The organism is Duganella sp. 1411 (assembly GCF_017833525.1).
GTDB lineage: Bacteria > Pseudomonadota > Gammaproteobacteria > Burkholderiales > Burkholderiaceae_D > Rugamonas.
The window spans coordinates 188362-201659 of record NZ_JAFICD010000008.1 but is presented as its reverse complement, the minus strand read 5'-3'; the positions used below and the strand labels follow the sequence as shown (position 1 = coordinate 201659).

Here is a 13298-nt window from a genome sequence, read left to right as displayed (position 1 = left end):
GTACTCAGTCGGGATTGGGCCTGTAAACACAAAAAGTCAATAGAATCAAAAAACCAACAATATCAAATTGATAGTCACCCTGCACCGTTGTGGTGCAGCCACAAATGTGCCCGCACGGTTGACTTTGGCCATAACTCATAGCGACACGCGCAGCCCCGCGTAGAAACGGCGGCCGATGGCGTCGTAGGTCGAGGTGTCGGTCTCGGTGCCGGTCTGGTTGCCGGGCAGGCCGCTGATGATGGGCGGCGGCTTGGCGTTGAACAGGTTGTCGACGCCCAGGTACAGCTGGACCGCCTTGCGCACGTCGTAGGTGAACTGGACATCGTTGTAGGTGCGCGAGCCGACGCCGACCGTGCCCGGCGCGATGCTCAGGCTTTTGAGGAACTGGTCGTCCAGCGACACCGGGCCGGTGTAGGTGCTGGTCCAGCTGGCGCCGTACGGTCCCCATTTGTAGGCCAGGTTCAAGGTGGCCCGGTTGCGCGGCGCGTTGACGTTGTTGGCCGTGACCTCGCCGACGTCGTGGTTCTTGTCGGCGTCCGGCGTGGCCTGCTGCCACAGCTTGCGCAGCCAGGTGTGGGCCAGGCGCGCGCTCAGCGTGCCCGGTCCCGCGCGGCCGCTCCAGGAGGCGGTCAGGTCGACGCCTTCGGTGCCGAAGCCGCCGCTGTTGGTGGCGGCGATGTCGCTGTAGCGGATCGAACCGGCGCTGAGGTTGCCGACGGCGGCGGGGCGGCGCGTGATGAAGGCGCAGAATTGCGGGTTGTTCTGGTTGTAGCACTGGTCGAGCGCGTACTGGCGGTCGGTGGAGACGATGGCGTCGGCGATCTTGATCTTGAAGTAGTCCAGCGTGAAGACGGCCCGGCTCAGCAGCGGAATCGCGCGCGGCGTGAGGATCAGGCCGACCGTCGTCGAGCGGCCGGTTTCGGCCGCCAGGTCGGGATTGCCCCGGTTGTAGCCGCTGATGCCCTGCTGGTCCGCCTGGTTCAACGTGAAGACGCCGCCATGGGCGGCCATGTTGGCGGCCACGCCCGGCGCGTTGCGGCAATTGACGGCCAGCGCGCCGGTGCCGCTGGAGGACACGCCCTCGCACGGATCGACCAGGCCGGTGGGGAAGTCCTGGCTGGGGGCCTGGTACAGCTCGTTGATGTTGGGCGCCCGGGTCGACTGCGCCCGCGTCGCGCGCAGCTTGATGTCGGGGGTGATCGACCATTCCAGGCCGGCGTTCCAGCTGTTGGTGGCGCCGACGGTCGAATAGTCGCCGTGGCGGAACGTGGCCAGCGCGCTCAACTCGCGCACCCACGGGCGCGCCTTGAGCAGCGGCACGCGCGTTTCGACGAACACCTCGCGCACCGTGAACTCGCCCATGGTGGGCGGCGTGGCGTTGCCGGCGTTCAGTCCGGACTGCGTCAGCGGATCGGGAATGGCGCTCGATTCCTCCGAGCGCCACTCGAAGCCGGCGGCCACGCCGATGGCGCCGGCCGCCAGGCCGGGCACCTCGCCGCTGACGGAGCCGCCCACCAGCCGCTGGGTGATGGTGGTCAACAGCGAGCCGGGCGCCGTCACATACTTGAGCGCGTCCGGCGTGATGCTGTTGTAGCCGAACAGGTTGATCGGCACGCAACCCTCCTGCCGCGAGCGCACGTCGCGGCACACCGGGGTGCCGTCGACGTCGGGGATGGCCTCGAGCGCGTTGCGCAGGCTCATGACGTTGACTTGCCCGGTCGAGCTTTGGGCCTCCTTGGTTTTGCCGTAGGTCAGGTAGGTTTCATAGTTCCAGCCGCGCAGCGTTCCCTTGAGCCCGGTGGCCAGGCGGAAGGTGTCGCGGTCGACGGCGGAGTGGCGCGGGCCGAACTCGGACAGGCGGCGGGTGAAGAAGTAATCCGGCACGCCGTCGCCGTCGGTGTCGCTGATGCGGTCGTACAGATATTGCGGCACCAGCGGATTGCGCACCAGCGCGCCGTTGACCAGCGAGGCGGCCGGCACCCGGCCGTCGGGCTTGTAGACATTGTCCGATCCCAGCGGGAACGGCTCGATGTTGCTGGCGGCGCGGGACGAGGCGTAGGTGCCCTCGAAGAAGGCGCCGTGGTCGGGATTGAAGGCCCAGTTGCCGGTGGTGGCGAACAGGTAGCGTTCGACCGGGACGGCGATCAGGCGGTAGTCCGAGCGGTTGAAGCCGGTGGCGCCGGCGCCGCTGCCGGGCGCGCCGTTTTGATTCCACGGAATAATGTTGTTATTCGCATCATAGGTGAAATCCTCGCTGTCGCCGAGGAAATGGCCTTGCGGCGCGTAGCCGGAAAAGTTGGGCCGGCGCGCCACGAAGGCCAGCTCGGGATGCCCCTGGCGGATCGACGAGGTCTGGTCGAGCGCCGAGCGTTCGCGGTCGCGCGAGGCCACCGCGCCCTGTTTCGAGTAGCCGAAATGCCCCATCAGGTTGCTCGCGCCATCGGCGCTGGTGATACCGAAAGTTAAAGCGATTTTCTTCTTATAGTCGTCGCCTTCCTGGCTTTTTCCCGCCAGCGCGTCGAGCAGCACGCCGTTGAAATTTTTCTTCAGAATAATATTAACCACGCCGGCCACCGCGTCCGAGCCATAGGTCGCCGAGGCGCCGCCGGTTAATAATTCCACCCGGTCGATAAAGTCCGTGGGAATGCTGTTGAGGTCGACCGCGCTGTCGCCGGGCACGCCGGAGACAAAGCGGCGCCCGTTGACCAATACCAGCGTGCGCGAATCGCCGAGATTGCGCAAATTAATCGTGGTGACGCCGGCGCTTGATGTGAGGAAATTAGAATTGGTCCGGCTGACGGTGGGCGTGCCCATGGTCGGATTCTTTTGAAGTAATTCCTGCAGATTTGTCGCGCCCGAGGCCGCTATATCGGCCGAGCTTAATATCTGCAATGGCGACGGCGATTCAGCGGCGGGGGAGGCGATACGGGAGCCGGTAATCAGCACTTTCTGCATGGGTTCAGCAGATTCCTGGGCATTGGCGTTATAAGTGCCGAATACCAGGCCGCCGGCGCAGAGTATCCGCACCGAACGGGCGAGCAATCTTTCTTTTATCATTGTCCGTCTCCTTGTGATGATGAACGGGATGTCACCGTTCGATAGACAGGGGAGGCCAGCGAAGAGTTCCCGCCCGGCGCAAGCTGGTTTTTGGCTTTTACGTGCCAATTTCAAGCATGATTTCCAGGTGAAACGCCCTTGCCAACAAAAAGACGGACGAAAAAAAGCCGGGACGCGTCCCGGCGGTGGTGCCTTGAATGGTGGCGGCTTGTTCGGCTATTTATAAATGCCGGAACCGACCAGCATATCGTCGACCTTCTCGACATAACCGGATTTCGATTCGACGGCCTTGGTGACGGGATTCGGCCATTTGAAATCGACCCAGCCGCTGCCTTTGGTTTTGGCGAGATCGACCATTTCCTTGATCATCGGCTTGCCTTCATTATCCTTGAGGCCAATTAATGGCTTGCCGACCATTTTAGGGTTATTCCCGTGGGCTAATGCGACGCCGTTTAAATCATAAACGTAGACATATAAATCGCGGTCGTGGAACGAGGTATTGGCCGGATCGGAAATGGCGGCGAAGGCTTTGTCCTTGCCCTCGGATTTAATCAATGCGACGGCCCGCTTGACCATCGCGACGGCTTCGTCCTTGCTGCCTTTGTCGGCGGCGAACGCGCTGGTGGACACGGCCAGCAGGCTCAATGCCACGGCGCCCAATAATGTTTTCATGTCGATTCTCCTGGTTGAATGAGACCACGGTGGCGGCTTGCGCTCTAATTATTCTCGCCTAACATAGTACTGCACTTAATCAAGAGGATTGTTGTTGGTCGGCAACGTGAGACCCAAAGATGAGTTGCCAGAGCGCTAACACGTGGGGCACATGGGCCGCCATCAGCGCCGGGTCGACCCTGGCCAGGTCCTGGCCCTGCAGGCGCAGCTGGTGCTGCAGTTTACGTAACTGTCGGTAAGCATCGCCGACGCTCGCGGCCAGCTCGGCCGGGATCAAACCGAGCTCGCCGAACATTTTAAGCAGGGTGATATTGCCGATGTTGGTGGTCAGTTGCGGGTAGGTCGAGGCGTGCTGCAACACCAGATACTGGACGATGAATTCGATATCGATCATGCCGCCCGGGTCCTGTTTCAGGTCGAACAGCTGGCTGTGGTTGGGCTTGGCGTCGACCATCCGCTTGCGCATGGCCACCACTTCGCGCCGCAGCGGACCGTCGGCCGGGCGCTGCTGGCGCAGCACCGCCTCGCGGATCTGCTCGAAACGCTCGCCGATGGCGGCGTCGCCGGCGCAAAAGCGCGCGCGCGTCAGCGCCTGGTGCTCCCACACCCAGGCGGCGCTGTTCTGGTACTTCTCGAACGAGGCCACGCTCGACACCATCATGCCGCTGGCGCCGTCCGGGCGCAGCGCGGTGTCGATGTCGAACAGGATGCCGGCCGGCGTTTGCGATGTCATCCAGGTAATAAAACGCTGCGCCAGCTTGGCGTACTGGGCCGGGGCGTCCTGGTCCGGGTCGTCATACAGGAAGATCACGTCCAGGTCGGACACGTAGCCCAGCTCCTTGCCGCCCAGCTTGCCGTAGGCGATGACGGCGAAGCGCGGCACCTCGCGGTGGCGGGTGGCGATGGTTTGCCAGATCGCCCGGATGGCGGCGTCGACGATGGTGTCGGCCAGCGCCGACAGGTGGTCGGCCAGCTTTTCCACCGTCAGGTCGCCGGCCAGGTCCTGCGCCAGCAGGTGGAACAGCTGGGCGTGGTGGATTTCGCGCAGGATGTCCATCTGGCGCTCGGTGTCGCCGGGGGCGGCGGCCAGTTGCACGTCGAGGTCGCGCACCACGGCGGCCTGGTCGAACACGGCGTTGCGCACGCGGTCGTCGAGCAGCTCGTCGAGCAGGATGGGGTGCAGGCTGAGGAATTGCGCCGCCCAGCCGCTGGCGTGCACCATGCGGATCACGCGCGCCAGGGTGTGCGGGTACTCGGTCAGCAGCGACAGGTAGGCCGAGCGGCGCGCCACCGCCTCGAGGAAGTCGAGCAGGCGGCCCAGCGTGGCCAGCTGGTTGCCGCCGCTCGATTCGGCCGAGCACTGGACGATCAGCGGCAGCGCCGCGTTGACCAGGCCCAGCAGCCGATTGCGGCTGGCCTCGGGCAGCGATTGCAGCCGCGGCGCCTGCCAGGTGGCGACCAGGCGCTTGGTGGCCACCTCGGGCGCGTCGAAGCCGAGCTCGCCGAAGCGGGCGATCATGGCGTCGCGGTTGTCGGGATCGGCGCATTCGTTGCTCGATTGCGGGTTGATGTCGTTCTCGCTGCCGCTGGTCTTGTCGGAGAACATCTCGTCGAACTGGCCGGCGACGAACTGGCGGTGCGCCTCCAGCTGGGTCAGCAGGGTGGCCGCGTCGGCCAGGCCCATCATTTGCGCCACCAGCAGCTGGTCGGCCTCGTTGGCCGGCAGCGTGTGCGTCTGGGCGTCGTCCAGGTATTGCAAACGGTGCTCCAGATTGCGCAGGAAGGTGTAGGAAGCGAGCAGTTGATAGACGATGGCGTGGCTTAGCAAGCCTTTTTCGGCGATGATGCGCAAGGTGGTGCGGGTCGAGCGGTCGCGCAGGGCGGCGTCGCGGCCGCCCCGGATCAGCTGGAACACCTGCGCCAGGAACTCGATTTCGCGGATGCCGCCGCGGCCCAGCTTGACGTTGTTGCTGCGGTCCGGGTGCAGCCGCTCCTGGCGGTTGACCTCGGCGCGGATCTGGGCGTGCATGTTGCGGATGGCGTCGATGACGCCGAAGTCGAGGTAGCGGCGGAACACGAACGGCCGCGCGATCGCCTCCAGCGCGGCGATGTCGTCGGCCAGGCCGGTGACGGCGCGCGCCTTGACCCAGGCGTAGCGCTCCCACTCGCGGCCCTGGACGATCAGGTATTGCTCCACCATGTTGAAGCTGGCCGCCAGCGGACCGGAGCCGCCGTTGGGCCGCAACGCCATATCTACCCGGAACGTGTAGCCATCTTCCGTGATCTCCGCGATGGCGGCGATCAGTTTCTTGCCCAGGCGGATGAAGTACTCGTGGTTGGACAGGCTGCGCTGGCCCGGCGCGGCCACCACCGTGTCGCCGTCCTCCGGATAGACGAAGATCAGGTCGATGTCGGACGAGACGTTGAGCTCGCGCCCGCCCTGTTTGCCCATGGCCAGCACGATCAGCTGCTGCGGCAGGCCCGATTCGCGCCCGGTCGGCACGCCGTGGGCGGCGCGCATCTCGGCGTCGAGCTCGCGCAGGTGGCGCTGGATGGCGAAGTCGGCCAGGCGGGTCATGGTTTCGACCACCTCGGCCAGATTGGCCTGGCCGGCCAGGTCGCGGCGGATCAGCACGCACACCAGCAGGTTGCGCAGGCGGCGCATGGCGCGCTGCAGCGGCAGCGGCGGCGCGCCCTCGGGCACGGCGGCGGCCTCGCGCGCCAGATACGCGTCCAGGTCGATCGCGGCCAGCGACAGCTGCGCCAACTCATCGGCCTTGGCGGCGCGGTCGGGCGCGGCGGCCAGCCAGCGTTGATAGAAGCGGGAGGCGGAGGGTGTCACTGACGGTGCGTTCATAGACTGCTATTTTCCCCATACTAATAAGTTGGCGCCGGCCGGCACGCGTAAAACCGCCGCAAAGAGGGGCTAACAGGCGCTGTGTTAGCGGTGCGATGCGGTAGAATGCGCAGGCTGGGGCGCTTGAAAAAGCCGAGTGTAGCGATTTTATTTGACGCATGGCCTGTTTATTAGCTTATTGATGCAAAAACAAGAAGAGGAGACCATGACAGGCGAGGGCCCATTGCTCGCGCGCTGGCATCGGCTTCGTGCCGCCTACCGCTTCTGCAACCTGGCCACCCACCACGCGCTGGGCTTCACGGTCAAGCTGGCGCTGCTGCTGTATTTCGCCTTCACCATCCTGTTCCTGGCGCTGCGCTACGCCGTGCTGCCGAACATCGACCACTACAAGGGCGATATCGAGCGCGCCGCCAGCCGCGCCGCCGGCAACCAGGTCACCATCTCCCGCATCTACGCCTCGTGGAACGGTTTGCGCCCCAGCCTGTACCTGGGCGACGTCGTGCTGCACGACGGCCAGGGCCGGCAGGCGCTGGCGCTGCCGGGCGTGTCGGCCACGTTGTCGTGGTGGAGCGTGCTGGCCGGCGGGCCGCGCTTCGAATCGCTGGTGCTGACCCGTCCCGACCTCGACCTCCGGCGCGAGGCCGACGGCCGCCTGTTCGCGGCCGGCATGTATCTCGATCCGAACAAACCGAGCGACGGCAAGGCCGCCGACTGGCTGCTGTCGCAGCGCGAGATCGTCATCCGCGAGGGCCGGGTGCGCTGGACCGACCTGGCGCGCGCCGGTCCGCCGCCGCCGCTGGCGCTGGACGGCGTCACCTTTGTGCTGCGCAACAAATGGCTGCACCACCAGTTCGCGCTGAAGGCCACGCCGCCGGCCGCGCTGGCCGCGCCGCTCGACCTGCGCGCCGACTTCACCCATCCGGCCTTCGCCAGCCGGGTGTCGAACGTGTCGATGTGGAAGGGCGAGCTGTACGCCGATATCCGCGACACCGACGTCGCCGCGTGGAAAGCCTGGATCGACTTCCCGTTCGTGCTCAACAGCGGCGGCGGCTCGCTGCGCGCCTGGCTCGGCTTCGACCAGACGCGCCTGACGTCCGTCACCGCCGATGTCGGCCTGCGCGACGTCTCGGCGGTGCTGGGCCAGGACTTGCCGCTGCTCGACCTGCGCGAGCTGACCGGCCGCGTCGCCGCCCGCGAGGACTTGCCGCCGCTGGCCACGCCGGTGGCCAAGGGCGCCGGCCGGCTCAAGTTCGGCGCGCGCGGCCACAGCGTCGAGCTGACCAATCTGACCCTGACCACCGCCGACGGCCTGGTGATGGCGCCGACGTCGTTGTCGGAAACCTATGTCGCGGCGGCCGGACCGCAGCCGGAGCGGGTCGCGCTGCGCGCGCCGCAGCTCGACCTGCGCACGGTGGCCGGCCTGGCCGAACGCCTGCCGCTGACCGCCGCGCAGCGCAAGCTGCTGGCCGACACCGCCCCGCGCGGGCTGCTGCGCAACTTCTCGGCCGAATGGACCGGCACCTTGCCGGCCGTGCAGTCGTACCGCATCAAGGGCGACCTGGTGGGCGTCGGCCTGCAGCCGCAGCCGCCGCGCCCGGCGCAGCCGAAAACCGCCAGGTCGCCGGCCACCGCCGCCGTGCCCGGCCTGCCCGGTTTCGACAACCTGACCGGCGCGGTCGACGCCACCGACAAGGGCGGCCGCTTCAGCCTCGATTCGCAGCAGCTGGTGCTGCAAATGCCGGCCCAGTTCAGCGAGGCGGCCATGCCGTTCGACAGCCTCAAGCTCAAGGCCAGCTGGTCGTTCGAGCCGGACAACCAGCTGTTGTTGCGCATCGACGACCTGGCCTTCCTGCAGCAGGGCTTGAGCGGCACGCTGCGCGGCACCCACACGATGCCGCTGGCCGGCAAGGGCATGGGCAAGGCCGACCTGACCGGCACCCTCGACGGTTTCGAGCTCAACCGCATCGACCGCTACCTGCCGATGCAGACGCCGCACGAGCTGCGCGCCTGGCTGACCGGCGCGCTCGAGGGCGGCGTCGCCAGCGACGTCAGCGTGCGCCTGCGCGGCGAGCTGGCGCATTTCCCCTTCCACGGCGAGCACGCCGCGCGCGGCGAGTTCCGCGTGGCCGGCAAGCTGACCGAGGGCAAGCTCAATTATTCGCCGAACCATTATCTGCAGGACGGCAAGGTGCTGGGCAAGGACGGCAAGCCGCTGCCGCTGTGGCCGCAGGCCGAGCACATCAAGGGCAGCTTCGTGTTCGAGCGCGCCCGCATGGAGATCCGCGGCGACAGCGCCACCACCGGCGGCGCCGCGCTGAGCGGCGTCAAGGCGGTGATCCCGGACTTGACGATCCACGATTCGATGCTGGAGATCGATGGCAACGCCGCCGCGCCCATGCAGGAATTCCTGAAATATGTCGCCAACAGCCCCGTATTGAACTGGATCTCGCACTTCACCGAGGATACCCAGGCCAGCGGCAACGCCACCCTGGCGCTCAAGCTGCAATTGCCGCTGTCGCACCTGATCGACGCCAAGGTGCAGGGCTCGCTGCAATTGAACAACAACGACATCACCTTGATGAACGACTTGCCGCCGGTGCAGGCGTCGCAGGGCAAGATCGAATTCAACGAGCGCGGCGTCAACCTGAACCAGCTGTCGGGCATCTTCCTCGACGGGCCGGTGTCGATCACCGGCGGCACCCAGCGCGACAACGCCATCGTCATCAAGCTGGGCGGCATGCTGACGGCCGACGGTTTCCGCAAGACTTATACGATGCCGGCGATGCAGCGGCTGGGCAGCCATTTTTCCGGCGCCACGCGCTACAACGGCACCGTCACCGTGCGCGACCACCAGCTGACGGTGGCGGTCGATTCGACCCTGGCCGGGCTGGCGCTGGACTTGCCGGCGCCGGTGGCCAAGGCGGCGCCGGAGACGATGCCGCTGCGTTTCCTGTTGACCAGCGGGCTGACGCCGGACGCCAACAACGCGCTGCACGACGAGATCCGCATCGCCCTCGGCGGCGGCGTCGCGGCGCGCTACCAGCGCCAGAAAATCGGCAAGACCCCGTGGAAAGTGGTGCGCGGCGGCATCGGCGTCAACACGCCGGCGCCGGAACCGGACAGCGGCATGGCGGTCAACATCAGCCTGCCGGCGCTGAACGTCGACGCCTGGCTGGACTTCGGCAACGCCGTCGCCGGGCCGCAGGGCGCGCCGCTGGAGGGCGCCGCGCCGGCCGACGGCGCCGACTTCGCCCAGTACGTGGTGCCCGACACCATCGCCGCCCGCAGCAGCGAGCTGGTCATCGGCGGCCGCAAGCTGGAGAACGTCGTCGTCGGGGTCAGCCGCCACAAGACGGTGTGGCAGGCCAGCGTCGACTCGACCCAGGCCAACGGTTACCTGACGTGGAGCGAACCGTCCACCGGCCACGGCCTGGGCAAGGTGACGGCGCGCCTGTCGTCGCTGGTGATCCCGGCGTCGGCGTCCACCGAGGTGCAGGATTTGCTGTCGGACGGCAAGAGCGCGGCGGCCACCATCCCGGCGCTGGACGTGGTGATCGAGCGGTTCGAACTGTTCAACAAGCCGCTGGGCCAGCTGGAGCTGCAAGCGAGCAACGCCCAGCTGCCGAACGAAAAAACGCGCGAGTGGCGCATCAACAAGCTGGCGCTGGCCAACGCCGACGGCGAGCTGACCGGCAGCGGCAAATGGGTCACGCGCGAGGGCGCGCACAACACCAGCCTGAATTTCAAGCTGGACATCGCCGACGCCGGCAAGCTGCTGGACCGCTTCGGTTTCGCCGGCACCGTCAAAGGCGGCAAGGGCACGCTCAACGGCGACATCGCCTGGAAAGGCTTGCCGTACTCGCTGGACCTGCCGAGCCTGGAGGGCCAGATCACGATGAACGTCGAAAAAGGCCAGTTCCTCAAGCAGGACCCGGGCGCGGCCAAGCTGCTGGGCGTGCTGAGCCTGCAGGCCTTGCCGCGCCTGCTCAAGCTCGATTTCCACGACGTCTTTTCGGAGGGCCTGGCGTTCGACGGCATCAGCGCCAACGCCACCGTCCACCAGGGCATCGCCAAGACCGACAACTTGAAAATGCACGGCGTGGCCGCTACAGTGTTGATGGACGGCAGCGCCGACATCGCCAACGAGACGACCAACCTGCACGTGGTCGTGATCCCGGAAGTGAACCTGGGCACGGCGCCGCTGGTGTACGCGCTGGCCGTCAACCCGGTCATCGGCCTGGGCAGCTTCCTGGCGCAACTGTTCCTCAGCGCGCCGGTGATGCGGGCGCTGACCTATCATATGCAGGTCACCGGACCATGGAAGGCGCCGGTCGTCACCAAGCTCGACGGGGCCAAGGCGGAACCGCCGCCGGCCGCGCACTAAGTCCTTATTTTGAACGGAACCGCCATGACCAAAGTCGCCGCAGTACAAATGATTTCCTCGCCGTCCGTGACGGAGAACATCGCCACCGCGCGCCGGCTGGTGACGCAGGCCGCCGACCAGGGCGCCACCCTGGTGCTGCTGCCCGAGTACTGGGCCATCATGGGCCTGGACGACAGCGACAAGGTGGCCGTGGCCGAGCCGCTCGGCAGCGGGCCGATCCAGGACTTCATGTCGTCGCTGGCGCGCGAGCTGGAGATCTGGCTGATCGGCGGCACCCTGCCGCTGGCCTCCGACGACCCGCAAAAGGTCGTCAACACCACCTTGGTCTACAACGCCCGGGGCGAGCACGTCGGGCGCTACGACAAGATCCACCTGTTCGGCTTCAGCAAGGGCACCGAGTCGTACAACGAATCGAAAACCATCGTGCCGGGCAAGCACGTCGGCGTGGTCGACGCGCCGTTCGGCAAGGTCGGCATGTCGGTCTGCTACGACCTGCGCTTCCCCGAGCTGTACCGCGCGATGGGGCCGGTGGCCCTGATCGTCGTGCCGGCCGCGTTCACCTACACCACCGGCCAGGCGCACTGGGAAATCCTGCTGCGCGCGCGCGCCATCGAAAACCAGTGCTACGTGCTGGCGGCGGCGCAGGGCGGCACCCACCCCAACGGCCGCCGCACCTGGGGCCACAGCATGCTGGTCGACCCGTGGGGCGCCATCAAGGACGTGCTGGCCGAGGGCGAGGGCGTGGTGCAGGGCGAGATCGACCCGCTGTTCATCGACGGCGTGCGCCAGAGCCTGCCGGCGCTGAAGCACCGCACCATGTGATAGCCAATACAAATTCGAACCGGAGCCCCATCATGAAGCCTTTTGAACCGAACCTGGCCACCCTGGCGGTCGCGCGCGATATCCTGCTGACGCCGTTCGGACTGGACGAGGCCAAGCTGCTCAAGACGCTGGGCGCGATGTTCACGCACAAGGTCGACTATGCCGACCTGTATTTCCAGTTCACCAAGAACGAGGGCTGGAGCCTGGAGGAGGGCATCGTCAAGACCGGCAGCTTCTCGATCGACCAGGGCGTCGGCGTGCGCGCCGTCTCCGGCGACAAGACCGCCTTCGCGTATTCGGACGAGATCTCGGCAGCGGCGCTGATGGACGCGGCCGCCGCGACCCGCACCATCGCCCGCGCCGGGGCCGGCAAGATCAAGGTGGCCGGCGCGATGACGCCGACCGGCGGCCGCTCGCTGTACCTGCCGCACGACCCGCTGGCCTCGCTGGACGCGGGCGCCAAGGTCAAGCTGCTCGAGCGGGTGGAAAAGATGGCGCGCGCCAAGGACCCGCGCGTGGTGCAGGTCATGGCCGGCCTGGCCGGCGAATACGACGTGGTGCTGGTGGTGCGCAGCGACGGCGTGCTGGCGGCCGACATCCGCCCGCTGGTGCGGGTGTCGCTGACGGTCATCGTCGAACAGAACGGCCGCCGCGAGGTGGGCTCGTCCGGCGGCGGCGGGCGCTACGACTACGGCTATTTCAGCGACGCCCTGCTCGACTTCTACGCCACCGAGGCGGTCAAGTCGGCGGTGGTCAACCTGGACGCGCGCCCGGCGCCGGCCGGCCCGATGACGGTCGTGCTCGGACCTGGCTGGCCCGGCATCCTGCTGCACGAGGCGATCGGCCACGGCCTCGAGGGCGACTTCAACCGCAAGGGCTCGTCGACCTTCTCGGGCCGCATCGGCGAGCGCGTCGCCGCCAAGGGCGTGACGGTGGTTGACGACGGCACGCTGGCCGATCGCCGCGGTTCGCTCAACATCGACGACGAAGGCAATCCGACCCAGTGCACCACCTTGATCGAGGACGGCATTTTGAAGGGTTACATCCAGGACACGATGAACGCGCGCCTGATGAAGATGCCGGTGACGGGCAACGCGCGGCGCGAATCGTTCGCGCACCTGCCGATGCCGCGCATGACCAACACCTACATGCTGGGCGGCGACAAGGACCCGGGCGAAATCCTGGCCTCGGTCAAGAACGGGCTGTACGCGGTCAACTTCGGCGGCGGCCAGGTGGACATCACCAACGGCAAGTTCGTGTTCTCGGCCAGCGAGGCGTACATGGTCGAAAACGGCAAGATCACCTATCCGGTCAAGGGCGCGACGTTGATCGGCAACGGGCCGGAGGTGTTGAACCGCGTGTCGATGATCGGCAACGACATGCGGCTGGACCCGGGCGTGGGCGTGTGCGGCAAGGAAGGCCAGAGCGTGCCGGTCGGCGTCGGCCAGCCGACGTTGCGCATCGACGGCGTGACGGTGGGCGGCACCGCGTAAGCCCCAACCCGCA

General features: G+C 66.8%; 6 protein-coding genes. 3 read left to right on the top strand and 3 right to left on the bottom strand.

Annotated elements, in window-relative coordinates; all coding sequences use genetic code 11:
* Positions 1 to 135: 135 nt before the first annotated feature.
* The 3 genes from JOD97_RS28955 to glnE all read right to left on the bottom strand — a co-directional run bounded on the left by JOD97_RS28955 (position 136) and on the right by glnE (position 6586).
* The gene (locus JOD97_RS28955; RefSeq protein ID WP_209726200.1) at positions 136 to 3057 is read right to left on the bottom strand and encodes a TonB-dependent receptor domain-containing protein; all 2922 of its coding nucleotides are present in this window, start codon (positions 3055 to 3057) and stop codon (positions 136 to 138) included.
* Positions 3058 to 3273: 216 nt separating this feature from the next.
* A complete protein-coding gene (locus JOD97_RS28950) occupies positions 3274 to 3729 on the bottom strand; it encodes a cache domain-containing protein (RefSeq protein ID WP_209726198.1) in 456 nt (151 codons plus the stop codon).
* A 79-nt stretch (positions 3730 to 3808) separates the two neighbouring features.
* Positions 3809 to 6586: a bifunctional [glutamate--ammonia ligase]-adenylyl-L-tyrosine phosphorylase/[glutamate--ammonia-ligase] adenylyltransferase gene (gene glnE, locus JOD97_RS28945; protein ID WP_209726196.1), complete on the bottom strand. Its 2778-nt coding sequence runs from the start codon at positions 6584 to 6586 to the stop codon at positions 3809 to 3811.
* Positions 6587 to 6767: 181 nt separating this feature from the next.
* On the opposite strand from glnE, the gene JOD97_RS28940 reads away from it, so the two are divergent.
* Genes JOD97_RS28940 through tldD form a run of 3 tightly spaced genes read left to right on the top strand, consistent with a single transcriptional unit; the run spans position 6768 to position 13285 of the window.
* Entirely contained in the window at positions 6768 to 10970 is a 4203-nt protein-coding gene (locus JOD97_RS28940; protein ID WP_229264802.1) for a YhdP family protein, read from the top strand.
* 24 nt (positions 10971 to 10994) lie between these two features.
* A complete protein-coding gene (locus JOD97_RS28935; RefSeq protein ID WP_209726194.1) occupies positions 10995 to 11792 on the top strand; it encodes a carbon-nitrogen hydrolase family protein in 798 nt (265 codons plus the stop codon).
* A 32-nt stretch (positions 11793 to 11824) separates the two neighbouring features.
* Positions 11825 to 13285 carry a metalloprotease TldD gene (tldD, locus tag JOD97_RS28930; RefSeq protein ID WP_209726192.1) on the top strand — a complete coding sequence of 487 codons (1461 nt, stop codon included), beginning with the start codon at positions 11825 to 11827 and terminating at the stop codon, positions 13283 to 13285.
* Positions 13286 to 13298 lie beyond the last annotated feature (13 nt).

Bases quoted from the DNA above. Each gene is read 5' to 3' on its own strand.
- JOD97_RS28940 (WP_229264802.1), top strand. From the start codon at position 6,768: ATGCAAAAACAAGAAGAGGAGACCATGACAGGCGAGGGCCCATTGCTC.
- glnE (WP_209726196.1), bottom strand. From the start codon at position 6,586: ATGAACGCACCGTCAGTGACACCCTCCGCCTCCCGCTTCTATCAACGC.
- JOD97_RS28955 (WP_209726200.1), bottom strand. From the start codon at position 3,057: ATGATAAAAGAAAGATTGCTCGCCCGTTCGGTGCGGATACTCTGCGCC.
- JOD97_RS28950 (WP_209726198.1), bottom strand. From the start codon at position 3,729: ATGAAAACATTATTGGGCGCCGTGGCATTGAGCCTGCTGGCCGTGTCC.
- JOD97_RS28935 (WP_209726194.1), top strand. From the start codon at position 10,995: ATGACCAAAGTCGCCGCAGTACAAATGATTTCCTCGCCGTCCGTGACG.
- tldD (WP_209726192.1), top strand. From the start codon at position 11,825: ATGAAGCCTTTTGAACCGAACCTGGCCACCCTGGCGGTCGCGCGCGAT.